The sequence below is a fragment of the Massilia sp. CT11-108 genome (genome assembly GCF_047302915.1).
GTDB lineage: Bacteria > Pseudomonadota > Gammaproteobacteria > Burkholderiales > Burkholderiaceae_D > Telluria > Telluria orientalis.
On the sequence record NZ_JBKYMO010000002.1, the window covers coordinates 17,308 to 40,188 of the forward strand.

Sequence of the window (22,881 nt, forward strand, 5' to 3'; positions counted from 1 at the left end):
ACATGGACAACACGTCAATTGCTAGCAATGTGCTAGCGCCGCGCTATCCACTGACGAGCACCTCAGAAGAGTGCGCTAGCAGCTTAGTTGCAACTCAGAAGAGAAGAGGAGAGTTAACGGCGAAAAACCAGCCCAGCCAAGGCGGTGCGGCTTCCCCGTTGCTGACCCTACGCCCGTATCAGTCCGCAGCCGTCCAAAACCTCCGCCTATCCCTGGCCGGGGGCGTGCTGCGCGAGATGCTCTGCAGCCCGACCGGCAGTGGCAAGACTGAGATCGGCATGGCCCTGGTACGTGGCGCTATGGCGAAGCGTAAGCGCGTGGCCTTCCTGTGCAACCGGGTTCACCTGGTCGAGCAGACTTCACGCCGGTTCACGAAAGCAGGAATCGGCCACGGCATCATCCAGGGCGAGAACACCACCCGCGTGTACGAAAGCGTGCTGGTGGCCAGCATCCAGACCGTGGCGCGCCGAGGCTTGCCCGACGTCGACCTGATCATCATCGACGAGGCCCATACTGTCGCCGGCTCCAGTGAGTACCGCGGCGTGCTGGCAGCGGCGAGGGGAGTCCCGGTTGTGGGTCTGTCGGCGACTCCATACGCCAAAGGCTTAGGCAAGCATTACGACGAGCTGGGCGGCCCGCTTTTCGAGCACATGACGGTTGCCGCGACGATCCCGGAACTGATCGAAGGTGGCTACCTGGTGGACTGTGACGTGTACGCGCCGAGCGAGCCGGATATGGCCGGCATCAAGCAGGCACGCAACGCGTTCGGGGATCTGGACTACACCGACGCCGACGTCGGCCGCGCCGTGAACAAGCCGGAGCTGGTGGGCGACATCGTGACGCACTGGCTGCGCCTGGCGCGCGGGACCCCGACTGTCTGCTTCGCGGCGAACATCGCGCACAGCAAGCACATCGTCGAGCGTTTCCATGCTGCCGGCGTCAGCGCCGAGCATATCGACTGCTATACCGACGAGGAGGAGCGTCGCGCCATCCTGGCTCGCGTAGAGACCGGTGAGACGATGGTGATCTCGAACGTGGGCATTCTCGCCGAGGGGTGGGACTTCCCGGCATGCCGCACGCTGATCCTGGCCCGGCCGACTCGCTCCCTCATCCGCTACATCCAGATGGCCGGCCGGGTGCTGCGCCCGCACGCGAGCAAGGACCGCGCGTTGATGCTCGACCACTCCGGTTCCGTGGTTCGCCTCGGGTTTCCGACTGACGAGTTTCCCCTCGAGCTGGACGACGGCACGCCCAGGGAAGCGAAAGGCGAGGCTCAGGAGAAGGAAAAGCCGTTGCCGAAGGCCTGCCCATCCTGCAGCTACGTCAAGACGGTCCACAAATGCCCCGTATGTGGCTTTGCCCCCGAGCGCAAGGCAAACGTCGACGTCCGCGCCGGCGACCTGGTGCCGCTCAAGAAGAAGTCCAAGGCGAAGAAGATGGACAAGCAGGAGTTCTACTCCCAGTTGCTGGGCGTGGCACAGGAAAAGGGTCGGCAGCCGGGTTGGGTCGCTCACCGGTACCGAGACTATTTCGGCGTTTGGCCGCGCGAGATGCAAAACGTTCCGGCGGCGCCGACCGACGAGGTGAGGGGCTTCCTGAGGCACCTGCAGATCAAGGCGGCGAAGGGAAAGGAGGCCCGCCATGCAGGCGCTTAGACCAAAGACGGCAGAAGTGGCGATCGGACGCTGGCCGGGCATCCTGCAAGCCCTCGGCGTCGATCCGGCTTACCTTCGTAACAAGCATGGCCCCTGCCCCGCCTGCACAGGGAAAGACCGGTATCGCTTCGATGACAAGGACGGTCGCGGCACTTGGTTCTGTTCGCGCTGTGGGTCGGGGGATGGCTTCCAGCTGTTGCAGATCGTGTTCGGATGGACGTTCCAGGAGACGGCCAAGCACGTCGACCGCATCGTCGGGACGGTCCCTGCGGGGGCGATCGTGCCGACACGCGCGGAGCATGACAAGGTGAAGGTGCTGCAGCGTGTGTGGGCCGAAACCCGAGAGGTCGTCCATGGCGATCCGGTGTGGCGATACCTGAACGGACGTCTCGGCCTCGAGCAGGTGCCGGCCGGGCTCAGGTTCCATCCCCGGTTGAGGTACACCGACGAGGAGGGCCGCGACTTGGGCCGCTTCCCGGCGATGCTGGCCAAGATTCAGTATCCGGACGGCGCCGGCGCATCGATCCACCGGACCTACCTGACGGACGACGGGCAGAAGGCACCGGTGCCGAAGCCGAAGAAGATCATGGCCGGCAAGCCGCTAAATACGGGCGCTGTGAGGCTTGGCGAGGTCGGGACGACTCTCGGTGTGGCCGAGGGCATCGAAACGGCTCTGGCGGCCTCTATTCGCTTCGGCGTGCCGGTATGGGCAGCCACCAATGCTGTGCTGCTGGAAGCGTGGGACCCGCCGGCCGGCGTCGAGCGGGTCCTGATAGCCGGCGACAACGACGAAAGCTTCACCGGACAGGCCGCCACGTACGGGTTAGCACGCCGGTTAGCGCAGAAAGGCCTCGCCGTTGAGATCCAAATTCCTGGGCAAACGGGTAAGGACTGGGCTGATGCTGGTGTCTAAACGCTTCCTTCGCGACTTCGCCTACATCGCGAACCTGTACGGCTGGAGCACAGAGGACGTCGAGGACGCAAAGGCGCAGACCAGGGCAAACCCTGCAGAGATGTGCCGGTACTGGTCCCAGCTCGCGGCCGCGCACCGCGCCGGGTATGCGCAGACCCTGGAAAACAACTTCATGCGGGTGGAGCAGTGGCGGCAGCTGCAGGGCGCGCCTCCTGACAAAACCTGACATTCAAGAGGGTATTTATGTCGGACATCGCGTGCGTGCGCGAGGAGACGAAGGTATCTGCCTCCTGAAAAAACCTGAGATTGCGGAACGCATTTTCGAGACGCATCGCGGGCGCGCGCGAGGAAGGGATAGTGAATGACGGCGCCTCCCGAGGCCATTTTGCGCGTGAGCGCACCACCGTTCCCGGGTTTGCGGGGACGACAACAACCTGAAGGAGCAACATGAGCACCGCCCGAGAAGAGATCCAGATCCTGATGGAAAGCATCCTTGTGACCGCCAGGACCAACCCTTTGCCTCGATTCGACCCCGAGGCCCTGGCCACGGTCCTACTCCATGACCTGGAGGGGATATGGCACCTGATGTCGGTCGAATCGAAGATCGCCATGACCTTGATTGCGGTGACCCTGCAGCACCGGCAAAACGGTGCTGTAGCTACTCGGCCAGGACTGCTTGCCAGGTGGCTGAGACCATTTCGCGCGCGTGAGGCGAGAAAAGGCCCAGGAAGGGCCTAAACCGGGCGCGTGCGCGACGGAGATGAATGGGAAAGGGGTCTCGGACCAGTACGCGCATGCGCGCGAGGTAGAAGGAAATGATGGATGACCGCACCACCCAAGGCCACTGAGACCATTTTGCGCACGCGCGCGCGCACAAGGAGGCTGGACCGTCTGGCCTTTCGGTATGGATGGTCCCCGGAAGAGATTGAGGGCGTCAGAATGCAACTAATCGAAGACCGCGATCTGTGGGACCGCTACTGGCGCAATCTGACAGTAGCGTGTGCTGCCGGCTTTGTGCAGGCCAAGGAGAACGGCTTCATGACGCTCCGGACCTGGTGCGCGAAGACGGGCCGACCAGATCCAACCATCTTCGACCTCGACGATTGATAGATTCAGATCGAATGATTTTCAAGTTCATCATTACGATTAAGTCTAACTATTGAATGTAAGTTTACGATAGGAAAGAACTATAATGAGGCCTAGTGGCACCTACTTGCTATAGCTGAGTTTCGAGCGCCCAGCGGCTCACAAACCCCCTTCTAACTCGGGAGAATGTGATGCGTAATTTCCTCCTGCTCGCGCAAGGCGTCGACGTCACCCCCCTTCTGTTGGCGATCCGTCGCCGCTCGGACCTCTGGAAAGAGGACACCTACCTCCGCGATTACCCGCAAGGCCCGTTCAAGCAGATCGAGTCGATCATGCTGCGCTTCCCCGTCAAGTCCGTGCACGAGACTGAGGAGGAGCTGCAAAACCACCTGAGCACCTACGACCAGCACGAAAACGTCGACTACCCAGCATACAAGCTTCTGACCGAAGCTCGCCCGATCGTGATGTCGTTGATGACGCGGGTCGGCGGCGAGCGCCTGGGCCGGGTCATGATCAACAAGATCGCCCCGGGCGGCGTGATTTACCCACACGTCGACACCAAGTCCCACACCGACTACTACAGCCGCTTCCACGTCGTCCTGCAGAGCCAGCCGGGAGTCTACTTCCGCGCCGGCGAGGAGACCACCTACATGGCGCCTGGAGAGGTCTGGTGGTTCGACAACGCACAGGAGCACGAGGTGATCAACAACAGCGCCGGGGACCGCATCCACATGATCGTCGATATCAGGACTTCCAAATGATCACTTGCCACGTCGAGTCATTTGAGCAGCAGCTGGCCGAGCTGCAGACGCTGCTGCCGCTGCACTACCGCGAGTTGGCCCTGAACCAGGACAAGGTGCCGCTGCAGCCTCAGTACCACGTCTACATCGAGCGCGAGCGGGCCGGCGGCCTGATCTTCGTCACCCTCCGCGACGCTGGCGAGATGGTGGGTTACTTCATCGGCTTCATCGCGCCAGGGCTGCACTACAGCACTTGCCTGACCTGCACGATGGACATCTTCTACGTCCGCCAGGACAAGCGCGCGGGTAGTGCGGGCGTGCGCATGTTCCGCTTCGTCGAGGCGGAGCTCCGGCGCCGTGGTGTGCAGCGGTGGTTCATGGGTTCAAAAATTCACGCTGACGCCAGCGCGCTGTTCAAGCGCATCGGTGCGGCGCCTGTCGAAACGTATTTCAGCAAATGGCTGGGAGAATAAATCATGGTGGCAGCAGCAGTTGTAGGAGCAGGAATCGGTGGCGCGCTTTTGTCGTCGAGCGCGACCAGGTCGGCGGCCAATACCGCGTCGAATGCACAGGAGCGAGCCACGCAGCTCGGCATCGACCAGCAAAACAAGCAGTTCGAGACGGTACAGAAGCTGTTGTCGCCGTTCGTCACGGCCGGCACTGGTTCGCTCGGCGCGCAGCAGAACCTGCTTGGCCTGAACGGCGCCGCCGCGCAGCAGGCGGCGATCAGCGGCATCCAGTCGTCCCCGATGTTCAGCTCGCTCGCGCAGCAGGGTGAAGACGCCATTCTCGCGAACGCCTCGGCCACGGGCGGCCTGCGCGGTGGGAATGTGCAGGGCGCGCTGGGCCAGTTCCGGCCGCAGTTGCTCAACCAGCTGATCGAGCAGCAGTACGCGAACCTGGGCGGGCTGACCTCGCTCGGCCAGAACGCCGCGGCGGGCGTCGGCAACGCCGGTATGCAGACCGGCCAGAACGTGGCCAGTCTGCTCCAGCAGCAGGGCGCGGCACAAGCGGGTAATGCCTTGGCAGCAGGGCGATCCCAGGCTGGGGTGTACAACGCGCTGGGGAGCAGCATTGGGACGTTCGCAGGCCTGGGCGGCTTTGGCCCCACCTCGACCTATGACGCGGCTGCAGCACGCGCCGCAGCCTCCGCGCGCCAATCGAGTGGGCTGACGTCGAGCGTGGGGGATGTTGGTTTCACCCCGATCGACATGTCCGCATTCACCTCCTCGCTCAAGTTTTGAGGCCATCATGCTTCCAATCGACTACACCACAGACATCGCCAATCCCTTCGACAGTGTCCTGAAGGGCTACCAAGCCGGCATCGGCATCAGCCAGGTACAACAGCAGCAGCAACAACAGCAGGCAGCGCTCGCCCAGAAGCAGCAACAGGCACAGGTCATCCAGTCGCTGGTCGCGAACCCGAATGCCGGCGGCGAAGAGTATGCGAACGCCATGTTGCAGGTACCGGGTATGAGCGAACAGCTCAAACAGGCCTGGGATACGAAGAGCGCGGTAGCGCAGAAGCAGCAGCTTTCCGATCTGGCCCAGTGGGGTTCGGCAATCCAAAACGGCCAGCCGCAGATTGTTGTCGACGGGTTGAACGCGCGCGCCGATGCGATCGAAAACGCGTCCAACGGTCCCACCGTTGAATCGAGGGCACTGCGCGCCAAGGCACAGGCGGTCCAGGAGCACCCGGAGTTTGGGGGCGTCCTCATCAAGTCGATGTTGGCCGTGCACCCGCAGGGCAAGGCCGTCATCGACAACATCGTCGCGCAAAACAAGGATGCCCGTGACCAGAAAGAGTCGGACTCGAAGCTGGATGGCGAGAAGATCGACCAGGCCGTGAAGAATTACGGCGTCTTCGCGCAGACGGCCGGCTCGCTCGCAAAGCCCGGTGTGAAGCCAGCGCAGGCGATCACCATGTTCAAGTCGATGGAGTCGCGCGGCTTCATTCCGAAGGGCGGCGCGCAGGAGTACATCGACGGCATGCCGGCCGATCCGAAAGAGCTCCCCACGTACCTGGGCCAGCTCCGCGACGCCGGTATGACCCCGAAAGACCAGAAGGCATTCACCACGCCGAGCGCCGACGCGACGCTGTCGGCCAGTACGCAGCGCCGAGGCCAAGATATTCGCCACTCCGAGTGGGTCGAGGAGCAGAAGGCGGCCGATGCGCCGGCAAAGCCGAACGAGACGCTGGCCAAGCAGATCGCGTTCTACCGTGCGCCGCCGCTCGGCCAGTTCAACATGAACAAGCCATGGGGGCAGGCCACCATGGACATGGTCATGCAGCTCAACCCCCAGTACGACGCAGCCCAGTACGCACCGCGCGCCGCCGCACTGCGCTCCTTCGGCGCCGGCGGCAAGGATGGTGCGGCGATCGAGTCGGCCAACACCGCGATGAACCACCTGGCGACGCTGAAGGAGTTAGCCCTGGCCCAGAAGAACGGGGACACCCGCCTTTTCAACAAGATCGCGAACAGGATCTCGGAAGCCACCGGCGGTGCCGCACCGTCAAACCTGAAGGTCGCCGTGCAGATGGTCGCGCCCGAGGTGGTCAAGGCCGTGTCCGGGGTCGGTGGCACCGGAGAAGATCGGAAGCACACAGCTGATGCTCTGGCAGGCGATGGCACCTACTCTCCCGATCAGGTTCTGGGCGCCGTCGGCACCGCGCAGGAGCTGTTCGGCGGCCGCCTGAAGGAGAAAAAGCGCAGCTACGAGCGGGGCACCGGGCTCAAGGACTTCGAGGATACATTCCTCTCGCCGGCCGCACGCTCGCTCCTGACTGGAAAGGGCGGCGGTGAAGGCAACGTGCCGCCGTCGACGAAGCCAGCGAAGTCGGCGCCAGCGCACCCGGCCGATATCGATTACCTCCTCAACAAGTACGGGAACTAGTGATGCCTGACCGCGAACAGCTTTACCAGGCGCTCCGCAATGCCGATGCCGCCGGCGACACGAAGGCCGCGCAGCGCTTGGCCGGCTACATCAAGTCGCTGCCGGCCAACGACGCCACAGAGACTAAGCAGGGGCATAACCTGTTCGACACTCTGGCGTCGATCCCTGGGCACATCAAGGAGGCCGTCACCGGTGACAAGCGGCATACCGCCGAAACCGATGCGGCGCCTGACTGGGCCGGCATGCCCGAGCTGAACTCGTTCAGCATGGCGAGTGCGAAAACCGGTCTGGGCACGTTGCTGTCCAACCCGGCCGAGACCGTGAAGGTCATTCAGTCGAACTTCCCAGGTGTGCAGGCGCGCCAGGACGAGAGGGGTAACTTCCTGCTGCGCTCGTCGATGGACGGCAAGGAGTACGCCATCAAGCCGGGCTTCCAGGTCAGCGATCTTCCTCGAGCGCTCGGCGCCATCGCGGCATTCACTCCAGCCGGCCGCGCCACGACTCTCGGCGGCGCTGCTCTCGGGGCTGCTGGTACACAGGCAGCCATCGAGGCGACCCAAGCGGCCACCGGCGGGGAGTTCAATCCGGGTGAGGTAGCAGCAGCGGGCGTCGCCGGCGCCGCTGTGCCAGCTGTGGTCAATGCAGTGCGTGCCGCTGCAGCGCCGGCCAGGCAGATCCTGCAGCGCGTGCGAGGCGTGCCGAAACCGACAGCAGCTGCTGACCCGCTGGCTGTCGCATCGACCGAAGCCGCCGATGCAGGCGCTACTTCGATGGGAGCGCAAGGCTCCGCTCCACGCACAGCTGCTGCCGATCCTGCTATCGATGCAGGTGGGGCGGCTCCCATGGCGGCAGACGACCTCACCCAGACGGCGCGTAAGGCGGCAGAGGGAGGCTTCGGAAGCAGCCGGGCAAAGCAGGTGCTGGCCGAGCAGGCCTCGCCCGACCCCAAGGTCGTGGGAGCTGCCGAGCGCCTTGGCGTCGATGGAGACCTGCAGGCGGACCACGTCACTACGAACCAGGCATTCCGCGAGCTCTCGCAGGCTGCGAAGTCGATCCCGGGGTCGGAAGGCCGGGCCATGGAGCTGGAGGGTCTGCAGCGGGTGGCTCAGCGCGCAAACGACCTGATCGAGGAGATGGGCGGCACGCACGACTTCAGCACCCTGGCCGACAGCGTCAAACATGAATTGAATGGCGTGCACGATCAGCTTAAGGGCCATGCGGACAATTTCTTTGACGAGATCCGCGCCGCAGTGCCGGCCAAGTCCGAGGCACCTGCCGAGAACGTGCTGGCGATGATCCGGGCGCGCGCCGATGAGCTCGACGGCATGAAGAACCTGTCTCCCATGGAGAAGATGATCTTTGCGAAGCTGTCGCCGAAAAGGATCATGCAAACTGAGGAGGTGCCGGGTAATCCACTGATGCCAGGCGCTCAGTCCGCGACCAAGCGCGCGGTACCAGTGACGAAGCAGCCGACGTATGCGCTGCTGGATGACGTCCGGCGCGACCTCACCGCGGCGCGCATCCAGCGCGCTGGCCCTTTCAAGGACTCGGACAGCCGACTGATCTCCATGCTCGAGGACGCGCTGAAGAAGGACCAGCGCGCTGTGCTCGAGCAGCATGGCATGGCCGGAAAATGGGATCTCGCCCAGAAAACTGTCGCCACCTACAAGGGTGTCCAGGACGATCTGGCGGCTTTGTTCGGCAAGCACCTAGACGAGTCCTTCGTCGGAAAAATGTCGAAAGCCATGAATGCGCTCCCTGCTGGAGATCCGACCCAGCTCATCAAGTTGCTTAAGGCAGTACCCGCGAGCATGCGACAGGAGGTCGTCGCTTCCGGCCTCAACACGGCATTCGGCAAGACTGCGGCCAACGGCAACGTCAGTTTCGCCAAGTTCGCGACCTGGTATGAGGGCCTGCTCAAGAACAAGCAGTCACATCTGGCGGTCATGACACACTTGCCGCCGGAGGCGCGCAAGCAGCTCAGCGACCTGTACCGCGTTTCCAAGGGCATCAGCGCCGCCACGCGCGAGCGCATCACGACGGGTCGCCTCAACGCCATCAAGGACGAGCTGAAGCCGATCGATAACTTCACCGGCCGCCTCTACAAAACTGCACGCGAGTCTGCGCTTGGCGCCACCGTCGGCACGACGGTAGGCTGGGCTTTTGGTCCAGGTGCGGGTGCTGCAGTTGCATCGGCACTTGCCAAGGGCGCCAAACCCGAGGCCATAAAGGCGGTCGACAAGCTCCTGACTTCGCCAGAGTTCACCGAGCTGGCCCGCAGAACCGCGCATGGCGTTCATCCTGAACAGCAGGATGCGATCCGTCGCTTCGTCCAATCTCCCGGATGGCGACGCTTCGCGCATGTCATGAAAATGCCTGGCAACGCGACGGCTTCGCAGCGATGGGTTACCCAAGCACTCCAGGCCGAACGCCAGCACGATCATCAGGAGAAGTAAGAGGCATGCCCGGCACCGCAAAATACGGCGCATTACGGTCCGGCTCCGGCATAACCGGTCAGTCTGTTGTGTTACTGTGGCAACTTTCTAAATGCCCGGAGTCGACCGATGCTGAAGCCCTCCCTCATCTGCGCCACCCTGGCCCTGCTGGCAGGGTGCGCAACTCCCCTCACCGATGCGGCACAGAAGGTCCAGATAGTGACCGCTGCTCAGAAGGAAAAGTGCCAGACTATCAAGCTGGTGACCTTCAATCAGCGTCTCGGTCCGGACAAGCCCGGCAACGCCATGAAGTCCGCTCTGAACGAAACCGCGGCCGCCGGTGGCAATGCCTTCTACGTCGTCTCGACCTCCTCGGACTGGGCCGAAGGCGCTTCGGTCGTCGGCGAAGCGCTGCGCTGCGGCGGCTGAGCCGCTCCTATTTTTCGCACGTACCGCGCGCCGGGATGGGCTGCGAATGTTGGGGAATGTTGAGGTTGGTGAAAAATTTCCGATATCAATACTGCCTTACATAGGAGAACATCATGGGGCGAAAGACCCAACCGAAGACCGAGCTGACGGCGCGAGAGAAGATGGATGCGTTTGGGATCGATGCAGTGTGCGCTGCGATCCTGCATCCGAAAGCCATGCACGCGATCGCCGACGAAATCGGGGTGTCGCAAGGCTCCCTGGTGGCCTGGATTGGCGCCGACTCTGAACGTTCCGCGCGTGCGCGCGAGGCAAGGGTACAAACCGCCCAGATGTGGGACGAGAAGGCGACGCTGACAATTGAGACGGCCGGCGATCAATTCGAGCTGTCCAAGGCGCGTGAGCTTGCGCAGCACTACCGCTGGAGGGCGTCGAAGATTGCCCCGCGCGACTATGGCGACAAGGTAGCGATCGGCGGTGCTGCCGATCTGCCGCCGGTCAAAGCCGAGTCGATGCTCGATGTCAGCAGCCTGTCGACCGCTGCACTGATTGAGATCATGCGCATCAAGGATGCAACTGAGCCAAGATGACTGTTCATCTAAAGTAGACCGGAATAGGCGTTTTTCTAAACGCCTGACCGGAACAAAAAATCTAATTAAATCAGCTGGTTAAGTTGGAAAAGCTAGGGTCGATAACGCCGGATTTCCGAACGCTTTTTAGAACTCTGCGGATTGGCACAGCAAAATAGTGAAATTTACTGGAAGGCGTACCAGGTAGTGCTACTCAACCAGTGGCGCAGGGCAGCGGGAGCGGCGCGGATCGGTGTCCGGTAATAGTGGCTTGAGTCGGCTTTTGGCCGGCCGTTTGAGCTGGACCTTGAGCACGTCATACTCGCCCTCGACCCATTTGTGATATCCCTCGACATCAATCAGGACGCGACCGTCCGGCGCCTTCTTCCACACTTGGTCCAGCATCCAGATTCCACTGTGGATCTTGGACCGAATAGCAATTTCTGAGTAGCCAGACTCGGCCGCTAACTTGCGGATTGTCAGGTAGCGCAGCATACGAGTCTCCAGTTAAAAAAAGGGGAAATATTCAGGTTTTGCCCTTCGATGTGACGCCAGTAGGGTGCCGGCCTCCTCAGAAAACCTCAGATTCAGGAAGTGATCGAACGCCGCAAGGTAGCCAAACGGCGAGGCATGTTGACAAATGTTGACATCGGCGCTCAAGGGCGGTATTGGATATCTCCAGATACTAGAGGCTACCATTGAATACCACTTCGTCACTGCCTCACTAAAATAGTGGAATCTACTGGGCGCTCTTGGCAAAAATACTGTATGCGCATACAGTATTCGGATGAGATGCAGAATGATCAAGATGAGGAAAGACGGGGTCGACCAGCCCAAATGGAAGCTCCGTGAGTACACGCCACCGCCTGGTCAGCTCGAAGTGATGGACGTGCGCGACGATGGCGTGGGCCGGTCGGTAAAGGTCGCGCGGCACACGGCCGGCGAGGGACCGCTGCGGCGCCAAGAGGTGCTGTACGAGCCGCACTTGATTTGGATGAGTGAGGGCCGCTTCACCCTGGCCGGCTTCGAGCGCGTCCAAGTCGAGGGCAAGACGATCAACTATGCGCAGTCGTGGCTTTGTACCGTCGAGCCGGGTGTGCCCTAATCAGGGACGTACGCGGCATCCTTCCGAACGCACCACCGCCTGCCGATTTTTATAGGTTGAGGCTGGATAAACCCATCGTGAACCCATCGCAAGAGGCTGTTGTAGTGCGGAGCATGCTCCCCAAGCAGCAGCTCGCCCCAGACCTTGAGAGGGATGTATCGAGGAAGACCGATAGTGTCCTCCGGTAGGAGATGCATCGAACCTCGAGGCGACGTCGGCGCCCGAACTAGCCCCTTGGCGTTAAGCTCCGCTGTGTTCTTCATGACCCTATCGACAAGTGATTCCTTGGGCTTTGCGGGCGTGTCTGGGCTGGACTGTGTGTCGTTTGATTTAGACTTGGATTTGGGCCTGCTGATTTCAGTCGACCCTGTAGCTGCACGTGGCACCTTCTTGCACGTGAACGTTGACGGGCCACGTTTTCGGGGGAGCGGAGGAATTGGCGGTGGATTGCCTACTCTAATTTTCGCCCAATACCCTTGGATTGGAGTCGGCACATCAAGTGCAAAGCATGCCTTCCGTATGTCGTAATCAGTTAGGTTGTACTTGCGCGCCACGGCACTGACGGTTGTTGACCAAACTTCACGGTATAGCTCATCTCGATCCAAGATCACGTCCACGGCTGCTCCATATGATTTTGGAAACAGAAGGGTAGCGTAAACCGGGAGCGCAGTTCAGCGGCTGAACAGATGGCCTGGGAAATTAACGACGGCAGGATAGGGGACATACCAGCAACTGTGCCACAAGGCTTGGTATTACCAACGCTCAGCGGCAAGGCTGCGCGCAACGCAGGATAGGCTTTTGCCACTACTTGTAATACAAACGGATGCTGCAAGGGCTTGCTCTACAGCAGGAGATAGAGATGACCGACGACGAGACGAAAGCACTTCTGAAGGCGATCCTGCACGAGCTCACGGAACACATGATCCCGCTCGAAGTCGACCTGTGGGACACGGAACACATAGCGCGCTACCTCAAGCGCTCGTACAGCACGGTGCGGGACAAGATCCTACCGTTGTCGAGCTTCCCGAAGGCGATCCGCATCCGGACTGCAAACGGTACCGGCCACCCGCTCTACAAGGCCCGTGAGGTCATTCAATGGGCAGAAAGTCTGCAGGAGAAATAGAGAAGCCGGTTGCCTCGGATTGCTGACGTTTGCACCGGTCACGCGGCCGGTTTCACGATGCCGAGGATATTCGCGCGTGACACGGCGAAGCGGCGGGCAAGCTCGCTAACGGTGACGCCGGCCGCGTAGTCGGCCACGATCTGGCGACGCTGCTCGTCCGTGGTCTTGGATGGGCGGCCCAAGGTCTTGCCCTCCGCCTTCGCCCGTGCCAAGCCAGCCTGGGTGCGCTCAACCAGCAAATCCCTCTCCATTTCGGCCACTGCCGCAAGCATGGTCAGCATCAATTTGCCCGCGGCGCTGGTGAGGTCGAGCTTGCCCAGCTGCAGCACGATGACCTCAATACGGCGCGCGGCCAGCATCTTGATCGTCGCGCCGACGTCCTGCGCGTCACGGCCGAGGCGGTCCAGTTTCGTCACCACCAAAGTTTCGCCGTCGCGGATCTGGCCGAGCATCTTGGCGAACTGCGGGCGCTGCATCGCCGAGACCTTGCCCGACACGCCCTCATCTGCAAACCAGTAGTCGATTTGGTAGCCGGCCGCCTCGATCTCACGGCGCTGGTTCTCGGTGGTTTGCTCGGTGGTGCTAACTCGGCCGTATGCAAAGGTCGCCATCCTGCTCTCCGTTGTCCTAAGTGTTAGAAAACGGTGTCAGAATATACTGATGTGTTGGAAATTGCAAGGCCTATATTTCTAACATGGAGAGTTGTTGATCCTCGTTGATGTTAGAAATCGTTCGTTTATGGACAGCCTGAAAATCATTGCAATGGTTGAGATACTGTCTTACTATGCATGCAAATCAACCAATGCATGCAAGGCATGCAAACGATGTTAGGAGGAAATATGCAGCCTATTACCTTGGTTCATTCTGTTGACGACGCGAAAGCGAACATCGCAAGATTCAATCGGATTATCAACGGCGGCACTGGGAAAGAAAGGCTGGTTAAGCTCTTGTCTCATGTTCAAGCTTGGTATGCAGTTGAAAAGGATGGGGCCTTCGAATTTGGTCCTAGCAAGTTCATTGGGTACAAGGACATGACAGCTGACTTGTATGCAGATGAGACTGGATCGACAGGAAGGCTGGACGGCCGAGTAACCGAGAAAAAGCTTTCCGCTTGGGCAACTCCAATCGCACAGGATGATCCACGCTACGAGCAGGCACATCGGGCTTTATCGCAGTTTTGTGCCAAGTTCCGAGCATTCCCAAATGCCCGTGCCAGGATTTCAATATTTCAGGTCTCTGCTGATGATGGCGTTAACGAAATGGAAAAAGTAAGGGCGCTTTGCGTGCTTATCAAAGACCTTTCAAATGAGGCCAGGCAGGAATTGCGGAGGCGCATGTCCGTTTTGGGGTGAGTATTTGAGGTCAGCTCAAAACTGAGCCGACCTAGCAGCCAACGCAATTTTGCGTCGGCCAATCGACGGGCTGAAAAGTCAGCCCGTCGATAGAGGTCTCAAAATGGATGGGTGAGATCTGGCGGCTGAATTTTCAGCCGACCGATTTAACCGACGCAAGTAAATGGTGGGTGGATCAAGTTATACGTGCAACCGGCTTCGAAGATTTCGGCGTGTCGGTCGCGTCGCGCCTGCCCTCGATCGCCACACGGGCGACGACCGGCTTGCCACACGCGTTCACATGGAACGGCAGTCCCATGCGGCGCAGCGCCTCGATCTGCTTCGATTTCATCTTCCGACCGGTCAAGGTCGTGAGCTCTTCCTGGTTGAGAAATATGTCGGCCATGGGCCCTCCTGTGCGATGCCGGGCGGGTGCCCAGCCGGTCCACATTAGAATGCCAGCATGACAAAGGAGAGCCCATGAAAATCGCCTACCTTGAGGCCGTGCCGCTGCTCGACTACTGGGTCGGGAAAGCGCAAGGCCTACAGGTCGAGATCGTCGCGCCGCACGGCGCCGGCTCCGAAATGTGCGTCATCGAGAACGGGGAAGCCTTCAGTCCGTCGACCAGCTGGGCCCAGGGCGGTCCGATCATCGAGCGCGAGTATATCGACCTGATCAGCGACTTCGGTCGCTGGATGGCGAGGCACGGTAAGCGGCAGGACTACAGCCGGGCGGATGTGTCGCCCCTCGTCACGGCAATGCGCGCCTACCTGGCGTGGGAGTACGGCGACGAGCTGCCGACATCAGCGGAATAGCCGCCTTATCGTAGAGTGCAAGTCGACGCTTAGCCCTGCAGCCGGTGCTGGTGGATGCCGGTAATGCCGGGCGGCAGCTCTTCCTGCTTCTCGAGGAACCGGCCCTTGTAGCCGGTCAGCCGGGTATATTCGACTTCGGCCTTTGCCGAGTTTACAACGACCTGGGACAAGTCACCGATCACCTTGGCGCGTTCGATGTCGAGCGTTCCGTTCTTGACGCCTGCGATGGTGTCGAACAGCAGCTCGCGCAGATCCTCAATATTCCTAGCCATTTTCTTTACTCCGTTTGATGGTTTTCGTCAGCACGCCCCTGAGTTGGACAATGCCCCTGATTTCTGGCGCGAGCGAACAGCAGCGGTCGCGTATCGCGTCGGCGATGGTCACGCACTCCAATTTGTCGATCGTGATTTCCTCGAGCACGGCGGTTCTCATGCCGGGCTTGAACAGCAGGCGGTGCCCTTCCGGAATCGGGCCGCGCTCGGCGATCCACAGCACCTCATGAACACCACGCCAGCGATTGCTGTCCGGGCCCGGCTCGTCGCTCACCTTGACGTGGACGATGCCGCTGTCGATGCGGTAGGAACCGACCGGCTTGGCGCTGGGCGACGCTTGGCCATTGAATCGCCGGCGTGCAAACATCGCCTTTATGCCGGCTTCCGACTTGCGCAGACCTAGGCTTTGCCCCTTGGATTTGATGCGGCCAGGGGTTACGCCGAAAACCTTGGCAAGTTCGTGGTTGTCTTTGTCGGCATAGGACTGTCGCAAAATTTCGACCTCGTCATCAGTCCAAAGCACTCGCTGTTTCATAAGTCAGGCTCCCCTGGAACTGCGCACGTTGACTGCCGAGTAGGCAACTCATCCGTTTGATTGGAGGCATACTACGCGCCTCAATGGCTGAGCTCCTTTCATTACGACTAGGCACGTACTGTGTCATGTCCACAAGCCGTTGACGGCGGCGCCCGCGCGCTGGCGGTGCTCGGCCAGATCCTGGCGGCGCACATCAGGCCAACACGATCTGGGCGTGGTACATCGCCGAGGCGGCGCCCACGGCCAGGATAACTAGAATCAGCATGAAGGTGCCGGCAAGGTGGCTGCCGAAGCCCCGAGCTAGATTGACGAGCCCGCGAGCCAGCGCCTTGATGATGGCCGTGGTGAGTTTGATGCTGGGACTGGGAAACATAATTGTTGCTACTCCCTGAAAGTGGTTGCTGAGGTCTACATGCTGTCGTGCAAGATCACGGCCGTACAGGAATCTCGGGTGTGTTGGCAGCGAGCACATCATCTTGCCAATGACGAGTCATGGGCTACCCCAGGGTTTTCTATCGGCCTTGGGTATCGTGCTGTCACGACTCTGTGGTATGCACACCCTAGTGTCCTAGGAAGGCAATCGCAGATCCTCTTGTGGTTTTTCCATTGCTGGTTGATCGCGTTTTTAGGGCCGCGCGGCCGCCGGCAACTTGGTCGATTAGAAAAAGTACGGGTTTCGTTGCGCGCTTGATTTGTCAAGATTCAGTAACGGTAACGGTAACTGTTACTGCGCATTTACGTTGCGCCTTAGTCCCGGCACTCTGTAGCCATATCCACTCCTAAGGTTCAAAATGGAAAAAATCGAAGCAGTCATCAAGCTGGCCGGCGCCGTCCTCGCGCTCATCGCATCAGCGATCCAACTCGCACGGCAATGGCCTTGAGCGGCCGGATCGGCCAATGGGCTGCCGCAGTGACGCGTGTAGAATCTTTCCTTCTGCACCGTCCGAAGCCCAAGACCGAACGCACATGACGACTCTCTACGACCTAATCCCCGATGCGGACTCTGTCTTGGCATTGGAACCTGAGGAACTCGCCGGCGTCGGCCTCGAGCTGATCACTTTGGGTTCTCCGATCGGCGGCTCTCGCCTTCATCCGACGTCCTTTACCCACCCGGACACCCTGGGGCCCTTCCCGCAGCACAAGCGCAGCCAAGTGGAGTACGCGATGGCAGAGGGATGGAATTGGCTCGTGCGTGAGGGCTTGATTGCGCCGAAGCCAGGCGAAACATTCGGCTGGCACTTCGTGACCCGCCGCGGCGCGCAGCTGAAGAACCGAGCCGGCGTGGCCGCTTACACCAACTCTGTGCAGCTCCCGCGCGCGATCCTGCACGCGGAGCTCGTCAAGTGCTGCTGGCCAGCATTCATGAGGGGCGAGTACGACACGGCCGTGTTCCAGGCTTTCCGTGAGCTCGAGGTCGCGATTCGGGAGACGGGTGGGTTCTCGGCCGACGACTTTGGCGTGGCTTTGGCCCAGAAGGCCTTCAGCGAGAAAAACGGTCCTTTGACTGATATGGACGCGCCGTCCGGAGAGCGGGTTGCCTTGCTCCAGATGATGGCCGGCGCTCTAGGTTCCTACAAAAATCCGCATAGCCATCGCCGGGTCCAACTTAGCGCGATCGACGCGACCGAGATGATTGTTCTCGCCAGCCACCTGATAAAGATCGTGGACGCACGGCGACCGGCGGCCTAGCAATTCTTTCCGCTCTCGTGTCATTCCTTAGCACGTCAGTTACCTACGCCAGCTCGGGCGCTTGAAGAGAGACACAGCTAGACACCAATCTGATGATATAGCGCTGCGGGTGCAATCACTCAGCCGGAAAACCGGTCATGGATACTATTACTTTGCGGCCATCAACAGCGTGGATCGTAAGGTATTCAAGACGTTCGAGAGTCGTTGCGAAATCAGGAAAACGCTGCGTAGATAGTACGGTAAGCCTGCCCTGTCCGGCACAAGAGCCAGGAGCGAAAAGATAGACGTCTCCGTTGCTAGGTTTTGTCCAAGGTTGAACTTCTTCTCCGATCTCGCACATCGCAATCGTGGCGCGGTCGACGCAGGGAATGGCAATGAAGTGTTGGTCTGGATCTTGAGTGAAGATGTACGGGTGAGGTGAGGAACGGATAGGCTCTTGGTAGGTCGGGCTAGCCGATGAAAGCTGATGGTTTTGACTTGTTGGGAGGAGGTCAAGCTCAACCGAGTAGTTATACCTTCGGCCGTCGTGAGTCCCGCCGCCGTGAATAAGGGCGTCGCACGTTGTGGGTATGAGTGCCGATCCCGCTGCAGTCAATGCTTGCCTGAACAACGGTGCCTCGTCTTTCGAAAGATGCCCCACCTTTTTACCTTCGATCCAGACGCCAACCGCGTTTGGATCGCTCGGGTTCTCCTCTTCAGGCGCGAGCATTGCAGTGCAGTGCACGACCGCACCGTCGCCATCCATATTCATCGCAATCAGGCGAATGTTGTCGAAGTAGTGCGACTCCCCAACTACGTCAGTAGTAAACGAGCCTGAGGGGCGCCAATGCTTTAACGTTGGGGCAGTAGCTTCGATGCGAATTTTCTGGGCCGGTGTCGGAGACATCAAGGCAACGATCGATCGAAGAAGGCTCATCAGGTCCTCATTACACTTTAGTCAGCAAGATATGTGGAAGTCACTCTACGGATCGCCAGGAGTGTGATCGGAAGACACCTATCTTTCGCTGTTCTTAAGCTTGGCCGCTACCCGTCTCGCTACCTCCTCAGCAAGCACATCAAGATCCATATCTGTAGTTGTGTTGCCTTCTACCGAACTCTGAAGTATGTCCAAAATCTCAGCATTTAGGCTACGCTTGCGCGCGGCCGCACGCGCTTCGAGCTGCGCACGTAGCTCTTCGGGCATCCGGAGTGGGTACGGGATTGGTTGGGTAGCCATAACACAGCAGCATAAGAGTCTTCTAGATACTACGCAAAGAGTCTTCTTGACTCTAAGAGTCAAATAGACTCTAATGATTGCTAGGCATTTGATCGAGGACAACATGGCACTCAAACAGCAGACCCCAACCCCGGTGAGACTTCCCCAAGAACTTAAGGACTGGATCAAGTCACGCGCGGGCGCCAACCTTCGGTCCGTCAATGCCGAGATTACAGCCTTGCTCATCAAGGCTCGTGAGGTCGAGCGGTGTCAATCTGCCTGACTCCGGAATCGCGAGAGGGAGATGTAATGGATTAACCGATGGCGAAATGAAAAGGGCCAGCGTGCGAGGCTGACCCTTGGAATTTCTTTTGCAACCGCGCCCGGCGGAACCGGGAGTTGCTGCAGTGACGAAGGGTGAGAGCTTCGTCACTGTGGTGTGGACAGGTGCATCTTTTTCAAGGAGCAGCACATGAACGAGACGAAGTTTACCTCAAAAATTGGCGGTGCGACATCGCCAGAAGAAAAAAAGGCGGTTCTTTCTCCAGAATACGCCGGCCGAATCGAGAGCCCTTACGGAGTCCAATACATCAACCGCGACGAGGCGGTTGATCACGCACACATGCGGGCCCGGCAGCTCTCGAGTCTGCTTCTGCTCATCCAAGGCGATAACGCCGAAGGTTTTCGTGGCCTTGGACTGGGCGCGCAAGATAGCCTGCTGTGGATGGCCGTCCAGATGGCTGACGAGCTAAAGGATATGGTCGACATTGTTGCAGCTGACGCTCAGGAGGACCAGGTATGAGCCAGACGACAACGCCACCGGTATTGGACAACCATGCTCCGTTGTTCGAACCGTTTGAGTGGGTGGCCCGAGCCCATCAAACAGGACCCTATGACCTGCTGTCTGATGTGCGTGACCTTGCCGCAGGGGCAGGCGTGATCATGGCAATGATCGAGCAGTCGGACATAGATGTCGACAACGGCGAAGCTCCCCTGTTCACTCCATTCAATAGAGGGCGATTGCTGCGTATGAGTATCGCTGCGATGAACACTATCGATGTGCAAGTCGAGCGTTACTTTGATCGCATGAGCAAGGACGGCGAGAAATTACGTGTCAGTACTGGGAGGAATGCACCATGACTCAGTATGAGCGAATGGCAAAGTTGTTCGCCGCAACCGATGATGCTGGGCGGCACTTTGTCATGGTTGTGCTGGAGTATGAATACGAACGTGTCCAGCGCATGCGCCGCCCGACCTTGCGCCTGATCCAAGGAGGCCCACCGGCCGCGTCGACCACTAAGCCCCGCGCATCGGTGCGCACCAAAAAAAAGGAGTCGGCATGACTACGTTCACCACTGCTCCCGTCAGCCCGGGCGCCGCCCGCATCGCCGGCATCGACGTCGACCAGCTGCTGCACGACATTGGCGAAGCCAGCGCGCAGGGTAGCAGCACCGCGCTGTTCGGCCTGCTGCTGAGCGCGCAACGCGTGTTGGTTCAGGTCAGCGCCGACGTCCACCCGAAACCCACTGAAACCCGCATGGATGCTGTGTCCCACGGTGGCGTCGGAGGAGTTCACGGGCACCGTGGGACACGCCTGACCGATGCCGACTACGCGGCCATGGTGAAGCGCTACGAGGATGCCGGCGACGTCCAGAACGCGAACATCATCCGTCGACAGTGCGAGGTTGCGCGCGCAACTGGCGAGTGCAAGAGCGGAGTGAATCATGCGTTCTGATGCTCTCTTGGCCCGACTGGATCTCGTGCGCAAGACCGGCAACGGGCGCTGGGTATGCCGCTGCCCAACTCACGACGACAGAGGCCCAAGCCTGTCTGTTCGTGAGTTGGATGATGGCCGCGTGCTGCTTCATTGCTTTGCCGGCTGCGACGTGCAAAGCATTCTGGATGCGATCGGCTTGGCTTTCGAGGATCTTTTTCCCGAGCGGATTGGCGGCGATGTTGTAAAGCGAGAGCGTCGGCCCTTCAATGCCGCCGACGTTTTGCGCTGCCTGTCCTTTGAAGCCCTGATCCTGTGCCAGTATGCGACCACCATGGCAAAGGGTGATGCACTGACGAAGGACGCGAGAGAACGGCTGCTGACCGCTGCCAAGCGATTCCAACACGGCGCGGAGGTGACACATGCGTGACGGCTGGGATAGCGTCTTTCGTGGGGCGGTGGCGTTGGACGGGATGCCGGATCGCGAACGGATCGTGAAGATTCGTTGCGGTGCCGACATCAAGCCGCTGCCGATCACATGGCTATGGCCTGGCTGGCTCCCGGCAGGGAAACTGACCATTCTCGCCGGTGCAGCCGGCACGGGTAAGACCACTTTGGCTCTAGCGCTCGCAGCCGTCATCACCGGCCGCAGCCGTTGGCCCGACGGCGCGGCCAGCAGGACGACGGGCAACGTCCTGATCTGGTCCAGCGAAGACGTGGCCGACGATACTCTGGTTCCGCGGTTGCTTGCATCCGGCGCCAATCTCGAGCGTTGTTATTTCATCGAGGGCATCGCCCATAATGGTCAGAGTGTGCCGTTTGACCCGTCGCAGGACATCTTGGAACTGCACCGCACGGCTCAAGCGATCGGCGGTGTCAGTCTGCTGCTGATCGATCCGATCGTGTCTGTCGTAGCCGGCGACATGCACAGGGCGAACGACGTTCGCCGAAGCCTGCAGGCCGTGGTGGATTTTGCGGACGCGCACGGCTGCGCCGTTATCGGCATCACGCATTTTGCCAAGGGCGGCGCCGGCCGTGCGCCACAGGATCGGGTCATTGGTTCGCAGGCGTTCGGCGCGCTGGCGCGCATGGTCCTGGTGGCAGCCAAGGAAGAGGGCGGCGGCCGGCGCGTCCTGGCGCGGGCCAAGTCGAACATCGCCTTGGACGATGGCGGCGTCGCATATTCGATTGGGGCTGTCACCTTGGACAGTGGGATCGAGACGACTCACGCCGTTTGGGAGGGAACTATTGAAGGGACCGCGCGCGAGATCCTTGGCTCGGTCGAGTATGTCGAGGATGACGCCAACGGGGAGCAGCAAGATGCCGAGCAGTTCCTCCGTGATCTTCTAACCGACGGGCCCGTGCCGACCAAGCAGATTAAAGCCGACGCGCTCGGGGCTGGCTACGCTTGGCGGACAATCGAGAGGGCCAAGCGTGACCTTGGCATTGAAGCGGTGAAGGCCGGTATGAAGGTCGGATGGGAGTGGCATCTCCCGAAGACCGCCAAAAACGCCGAAGACCGCCACACAAATTAAGTGGCGGTCTTCGGTAAAAATGGCGGTCTTCGTGGCGGTGTTCGTCCCCGCATCATCGATTTCCTAACGTTAGGAAACGTCGAGCTGACGCCTGCCTAGCATTTTGCAGGCGTTTGCTGACGCAACGAAGGAGAGAGGAAGTGTTTGGGATACCGCTTGTTGTAGTGCTAATGCAACATCAGTACCTGATTTGTAGATGGTCTAGAACTGACGTTGGAACACAGACGAATACAGAGTGTTGACGAAACCCAGTACGGGCGCGGGCTGCGGACCGAAACCAAACACAGAACGGCCACAGAATTGGAAATCCAAGGGACAAGAATTTATTCCGCACTGGTCGTACGTAGATTGGGTCTCTTGACCATGGGAAATTTCCTGTTTTAGTATTGGGGCGTCGGTCTCCGGCAATTACCTCGCTATCGCTTTCTCTTCCTTGGAAAGGAAAGCTGATTCACAAGCTGCCTTTGCGGCATCTCCTCTCCGCTGGCCTCATGTTTGAGAGGTCATGTGACAGCAATTCAAACTCTCAAATTTCGATCACTTGATCGATCGCGGCAGCGCCAACTTGTTATGGCGACGTTCCCATGGAAGTACCGCGCTCACAGCAATCCATTCGGGACAAAAGAGCGAATTTCCGGCACCGACCGGACACAGGACGCGCTGGCTTATAGCCGGGCTACTGCTGACTTTCGCGACGCTCTAGGGCGGCAACCAAACCACGAGGGTGCTGGCGTCACCCGCGACCTGCCCAAAGGGCGGGGCACGCCACGCGAGAAACCGCGTCAACGTTCTGGGCCTGGCAGCGGTAGGTCAGGCGATCGGTAGCCGAAAGGCGCCGACGTGTTGC

33 protein-coding genes are annotated in these 22,881 nt (G+C 60.1%); 24 read left to right on the forward strand and 9 right to left on the reverse strand.

Annotated elements, in window-relative coordinates; genetic code table 11:
* Window positions 1–2 precede the first annotated feature (2 nt).
* The 12 genes from ACEN88_RS00420 (at window position 3) to ACEN88_RS00475 (ending at window position 10,740) form a co-directional block, all read left to right on the forward strand.
* Window positions 3–1,655 carry a DEAD/DEAH box helicase gene (locus ACEN88_RS00420; protein WP_413336873.1) on the forward strand — a complete coding sequence of 551 codons (1,653 nt, stop codon included), beginning with the start codon at window positions 3–5 and terminating at the stop codon, window positions 1,653–1,655.
* Entirely contained in the window at window positions 1,642–2,568 is a 927-nt protein-coding gene (locus ACEN88_RS00425) for a toprim domain-containing protein (protein WP_413336874.1), read from the forward strand. The genes ACEN88_RS00420 and ACEN88_RS00425 overlap by 14 nt, the downstream gene beginning before the upstream one ends.
* Entirely contained in the window at window positions 2,555–2,794 is a 240-nt protein-coding gene (locus ACEN88_RS00430; protein WP_413336875.1) for a hypothetical protein, read from the forward strand. Before ACEN88_RS00425 ends, ACEN88_RS00430 begins: the two co-directional genes overlap by 14 nt.
* 221 nt (window positions 2,795–3,015) lie before the next feature.
* Window positions 3,016–3,306 carry a hypothetical protein gene (locus tag ACEN88_RS00435; RefSeq protein WP_413336876.1) on the forward strand — a complete coding sequence of 97 codons (291 nt, stop codon included), beginning with the start codon at window positions 3,016–3,018 and terminating at the stop codon, window positions 3,304–3,306.
* An 84-nt stretch (window positions 3,307–3,390) separates the two neighbouring features.
* Window positions 3,391–3,675 (forward strand): hypothetical protein, encoded by a 285-nt coding sequence (locus ACEN88_RS00440; protein WP_413336877.1) that lies wholly within the window; start codon window positions 3,391–3,393, stop codon window positions 3,673–3,675.
* A gap of 170 nt (window positions 3,676–3,845) precedes the next feature.
* Window positions 3,846–4,415 carry an aspartyl/asparaginyl beta-hydroxylase domain-containing protein gene (locus tag ACEN88_RS00445; protein ID WP_413336878.1) on the forward strand — a complete coding sequence of 190 codons (570 nt, stop codon included), beginning with the start codon at window positions 3,846–3,848 and terminating at the stop codon, window positions 4,413–4,415.
* Window positions 4,412–4,867, forward strand: coding sequence for a hypothetical protein (locus ACEN88_RS00450; RefSeq protein ID WP_413336879.1), 456 nt, complete (start codon window positions 4,412–4,414; stop codon window positions 4,865–4,867). Before ACEN88_RS00445 ends, ACEN88_RS00450 begins: the two co-directional genes overlap by 4 nt.
* A 3-nt stretch (window positions 4,868–4,870) precedes the next feature.
* Complete coding sequence (locus ACEN88_RS00455) at window positions 4,871–5,638, forward strand: hypothetical protein (protein ID WP_413336880.1); 768 nt, start codon at window positions 4,871–4,873, stop codon at window positions 5,636–5,638.
* A 7-nt stretch (window positions 5,639–5,645) separates the two neighbouring features.
* On the forward strand, window positions 5,646–7,289 hold the full coding sequence (locus ACEN88_RS00460; RefSeq protein ID WP_413336881.1) for a hypothetical protein: 1,644 nt from the start codon (window positions 5,646–5,648) through the stop codon (window positions 7,287–7,289).
* A 2-nt stretch (window positions 7,290–7,291) separates the two neighbouring features.
* The gene (locus ACEN88_RS00465; RefSeq protein ID WP_413336882.1) at window positions 7,292–9,745 is read left to right on the forward strand and encodes a hypothetical protein; all 2,454 of its coding nucleotides are present in this window, start codon (window positions 7,292–7,294) and stop codon (window positions 9,743–9,745) included.
* A 108-nt stretch (window positions 9,746–9,853) separates the two neighbouring features.
* Window positions 9,854–10,153 (forward strand): hypothetical protein, encoded by a 300-nt coding sequence (locus ACEN88_RS00470; RefSeq protein ID WP_413336883.1) that lies wholly within the window; start codon window positions 9,854–9,856, stop codon window positions 10,151–10,153.
* Window positions 10,154–10,266: 113 nt separating this feature from the next.
* Window positions 10,267–10,740, forward strand: coding sequence for a hypothetical protein (locus ACEN88_RS00475; protein WP_413336884.1), 474 nt, complete (start codon window positions 10,267–10,269; stop codon window positions 10,738–10,740).
* Window positions 10,741–10,929: 189 nt separating this feature from the next.
* On the opposite strand, the gene ACEN88_RS00480 is transcribed toward ACEN88_RS00475, so the two are convergent.
* Window positions 10,930–11,214 (reverse strand): excisionase, encoded by a 285-nt coding sequence (locus ACEN88_RS00480; RefSeq protein ID WP_413336885.1) that lies wholly within the window; start codon window positions 11,212–11,214, stop codon window positions 10,930–10,932.
* Between the two features lie 304 nt (window positions 11,215–11,518).
* Between ACEN88_RS00480 and ACEN88_RS00485 the strand changes: the two genes are divergently transcribed.
* The gene (locus tag ACEN88_RS00485) at window positions 11,519–11,824 is read left to right on the forward strand and encodes a hypothetical protein (protein WP_413336886.1); all 306 of its coding nucleotides are present in this window, start codon (window positions 11,519–11,521) and stop codon (window positions 11,822–11,824) included.
* On the opposite strand, the gene ACEN88_RS00490 is transcribed toward ACEN88_RS00485, so the two are convergent.
* Window positions 11,821–12,087 carry an excisionase gene (locus tag ACEN88_RS00490; protein WP_413336887.1) on the reverse strand — a complete coding sequence of 89 codons (267 nt, stop codon included), beginning with the start codon at window positions 12,085–12,087 and terminating at the stop codon, window positions 11,821–11,823. The genes ACEN88_RS00485 and ACEN88_RS00490 overlap by 4 nt on opposite strands.
* 596 nt (window positions 12,088–12,683) lie before the next feature.
* On the opposite strand from ACEN88_RS00490, the gene ACEN88_RS00495 reads away from it, so the two are divergent.
* Window positions 12,684–12,947 carry a hypothetical protein gene (locus ACEN88_RS00495; protein WP_413336888.1) on the forward strand — a complete coding sequence of 88 codons (264 nt, stop codon included), beginning with the start codon at window positions 12,684–12,686 and terminating at the stop codon, window positions 12,945–12,947.
* 38 nt (window positions 12,948–12,985) lie between these two features.
* On the opposite strand, the gene ACEN88_RS00500 is transcribed toward ACEN88_RS00495, so the two are convergent.
* Window positions 12,986–13,558 (reverse strand): recombinase family protein, encoded by a 573-nt coding sequence (locus ACEN88_RS00500; RefSeq protein ID WP_413336889.1) that lies wholly within the window; start codon window positions 13,556–13,558, stop codon window positions 12,986–12,988.
* Between the two features lie 228 nt (window positions 13,559–13,786).
* Here ACEN88_RS00500 and ACEN88_RS00505 point away from each other — a divergent pair, with 228 nt between their 5' ends.
* Window positions 13,787–14,299 (forward strand): hypothetical protein, encoded by a 513-nt coding sequence (locus ACEN88_RS00505; RefSeq protein WP_413336890.1) that lies wholly within the window; start codon window positions 13,787–13,789, stop codon window positions 14,297–14,299.
* Between the two features lie 175 nt (window positions 14,300–14,474).
* Here ACEN88_RS00505 and ACEN88_RS00510 read toward each other — a convergent pair whose 3' ends face one another.
* Window positions 14,475–14,684, reverse strand: a complete 210-nt coding sequence (locus ACEN88_RS00510) for a DUF4224 domain-containing protein (RefSeq protein ID WP_413336891.1) — start codon at window positions 14,682–14,684, stop codon at window positions 14,475–14,477.
* A 74-nt stretch (window positions 14,685–14,758) separates the two neighbouring features.
* On the opposite strand from ACEN88_RS00510, the gene ACEN88_RS00515 reads away from it, so the two are divergent.
* Window positions 14,759–15,094 (forward strand): phage protein NinX family protein, encoded by a 336-nt coding sequence (locus tag ACEN88_RS00515; RefSeq protein WP_413336892.1) that lies wholly within the window; start codon window positions 14,759–14,761, stop codon window positions 15,092–15,094.
* 29 nt (window positions 15,095–15,123) lie between these two features.
* Here ACEN88_RS00515 and ACEN88_RS00520 read toward each other — a convergent pair whose 3' ends face one another.
* The 3 genes from ACEN88_RS00520 to ACEN88_RS00530 all read right to left on the reverse strand — a co-directional run bounded on the left by ACEN88_RS00520 (window position 15,124) and on the right by ACEN88_RS00530 (window position 16,274).
* Window positions 15,124–15,366, reverse strand: a complete 243-nt coding sequence (locus ACEN88_RS00520; RefSeq protein ID WP_413336893.1) for a hypothetical protein — start codon at window positions 15,364–15,366, stop codon at window positions 15,124–15,126.
* On the reverse strand, window positions 15,359–15,901 hold the full coding sequence (locus tag ACEN88_RS00525) for a hypothetical protein (protein ID WP_413336894.1): 543 nt from the start codon (window positions 15,899–15,901) through the stop codon (window positions 15,359–15,361). Before ACEN88_RS00525 ends, ACEN88_RS00520 begins: the two co-directional genes overlap by 8 nt.
* 193 nt (window positions 15,902–16,094) lie before the next feature.
* Window positions 16,095–16,274 carry a hypothetical protein gene (locus tag ACEN88_RS00530; RefSeq protein WP_413336895.1) on the reverse strand — a complete coding sequence of 60 codons (180 nt, stop codon included), beginning with the start codon at window positions 16,272–16,274 and terminating at the stop codon, window positions 16,095–16,097.
* Window positions 16,275–16,867: 593 nt separating this feature from the next.
* Between ACEN88_RS00530 and ACEN88_RS00535 the strand changes: the two genes are divergently transcribed.
* Window positions 16,868–17,590, forward strand: coding sequence for a TIGR02391 family protein (locus ACEN88_RS00535; RefSeq protein ID WP_413336896.1), 723 nt, complete (start codon window positions 16,868–16,870; stop codon window positions 17,588–17,590).
* Window positions 17,591–17,705: 115 nt separating this feature from the next.
* On the opposite strand, the gene ACEN88_RS00540 is transcribed toward ACEN88_RS00535, so the two are convergent.
* Window positions 17,706–18,506, reverse strand: a complete 801-nt coding sequence (locus ACEN88_RS00540; RefSeq protein ID WP_413336897.1) for a hypothetical protein — start codon at window positions 18,504–18,506, stop codon at window positions 17,706–17,708.
* Between the two features lie 78 nt (window positions 18,507–18,584).
* On the reverse strand, window positions 18,585–18,911 hold the full coding sequence (locus ACEN88_RS00545) for an Arc family DNA-binding protein (protein ID WP_413336898.1): 327 nt from the start codon (window positions 18,909–18,911) through the stop codon (window positions 18,585–18,587).
* Between ACEN88_RS00545 and ACEN88_RS00550 the strand changes: the two genes are divergently transcribed.
* The 7 genes from ACEN88_RS00550 to ACEN88_RS00580 all read left to right on the forward strand — a co-directional run bounded on the left by ACEN88_RS00550 (window position 18,910) and on the right by ACEN88_RS00580 (window position 22,034).
* On the forward strand, window positions 18,910–19,068 hold the full coding sequence (locus ACEN88_RS00550; RefSeq protein ID WP_413336899.1) for an Arc family DNA-binding protein: 159 nt from the start codon (window positions 18,910–18,912) through the stop codon (window positions 19,066–19,068). The genes ACEN88_RS00545 and ACEN88_RS00550 overlap by 2 nt on opposite strands.
* A gap of 189 nt (window positions 19,069–19,257) precedes the next feature.
* Window positions 19,258–19,587: a hypothetical protein gene (locus ACEN88_RS00555; protein ID WP_413336900.1), complete on the forward strand. Its 330-nt coding sequence runs from the start codon at window positions 19,258–19,260 to the stop codon at window positions 19,585–19,587.
* Window positions 19,584–19,925 carry a hypothetical protein gene (locus tag ACEN88_RS00560; protein ID WP_413336901.1) on the forward strand — a complete coding sequence of 114 codons (342 nt, stop codon included), beginning with the start codon at window positions 19,584–19,586 and terminating at the stop codon, window positions 19,923–19,925. Before ACEN88_RS00555 ends, ACEN88_RS00560 begins: the two co-directional genes overlap by 4 nt.
* Entirely contained in the window at window positions 19,922–20,128 is a 207-nt protein-coding gene (locus tag ACEN88_RS00565; RefSeq protein WP_413336902.1) for a hypothetical protein, read from the forward strand. The genes ACEN88_RS00560 and ACEN88_RS00565 overlap by 4 nt, the downstream gene beginning before the upstream one ends.
* The gene (locus tag ACEN88_RS00570; RefSeq protein WP_413336903.1) at window positions 20,125–20,520 is read left to right on the forward strand and encodes a hypothetical protein; all 396 of its coding nucleotides are present in this window, start codon (window positions 20,125–20,127) and stop codon (window positions 20,518–20,520) included. Before ACEN88_RS00565 ends, ACEN88_RS00570 begins: the two co-directional genes overlap by 4 nt.
* Window positions 20,510–20,929 (forward strand): DNA primase, encoded by a 420-nt coding sequence (locus tag ACEN88_RS00575; protein ID WP_413336904.1) that lies wholly within the window; start codon window positions 20,510–20,512, stop codon window positions 20,927–20,929. The genes ACEN88_RS00570 and ACEN88_RS00575 overlap by 11 nt, the downstream gene beginning before the upstream one ends.
* Window positions 20,922–22,034, forward strand: coding sequence for an AAA family ATPase (locus ACEN88_RS00580; RefSeq protein WP_413336905.1), 1,113 nt, complete (start codon window positions 20,922–20,924; stop codon window positions 22,032–22,034). The genes ACEN88_RS00575 and ACEN88_RS00580 overlap by 8 nt, the downstream gene beginning before the upstream one ends.
* Window positions 22,035–22,881 lie beyond the last annotated feature (847 nt).